Raw genomic sequence first — 699 nt, 5'->3', positions numbered from 1 at the left:
CCCTCGCGAACGCCCTCATCAGCGAGTCCGTGGCGCCGCGCGAGCGCGGCCGCTACCAGGGCTACCTTGTGGCCTGCTTCATGAGCGCCTCCGCCATGGGCCCGCTCGCCGGCGGCTGGCTGACCCAGCACTGGGGCTGGCAATGGGTCTTCCTCGCCGGCCTCCCCTTCGTCGGCCTGGGCGTGCTGGCGGCACTGCGGCTGCCGCGCCACGGCATGACCGGATCCTTCCGCTTCGACGCTCCGGGCACGCTGATCTTCACCGTCTTCGTGACGGCGCTGGTGCTGGTGCTGGACCAGGTGCAGCGGCTGAACGCGGAGGCCGTGCTGATCGCCCTGCCCGTCGCCGGCGTGGCGCTGGGCGCGCTGCTGCTGCTGATCCGCGTCGAGGGCCGGACGGCCGACCCGCTGCTGCCCTCCTGGCTGGCGACCGACCCCGTGATCTGGCGGACCAACCTCTGCTCCGCCTGCGTGGCGGGGGTGATGGTCTCGATGATCTCCTTCATGCCGCTCTACTTCAGCGTGGTCCGCGGCGTGCCCATCGCGACCGTGGGCCTGCTGATGCTGCCGACGAGCCTGGCCGGCGGGCTGGGGGCGCTGGCCTCGGGCCAGTTCGTGGCACGGACGGGGCGGAACATGCTGCTGCCCTCGTTGATGCTGGGCGTCAGCACGCTCACCTTGGCCGGCTTCAGCATCGAGC

Annotated in this window: 1 protein-coding gene; it reads left to right on the top strand. The window is 72.0% G+C overall.

Annotation, left to right across the window (positions count from 1 at the left end):
- On the top strand, positions 1–699 hold a 699-nt coding region (locus AC1DWF_RS34715; protein WP_476843016.1), incomplete at both ends, for an MFS transporter.

The sequence above is a fragment of the Aminobacter sp. P4_D5 genome (genome assembly GCF_056401815.1).
The sequence above is the reverse complement of the archived record's forward strand: the minus strand, read 5'-3'. Positions and strand labels throughout refer to the sequence as shown.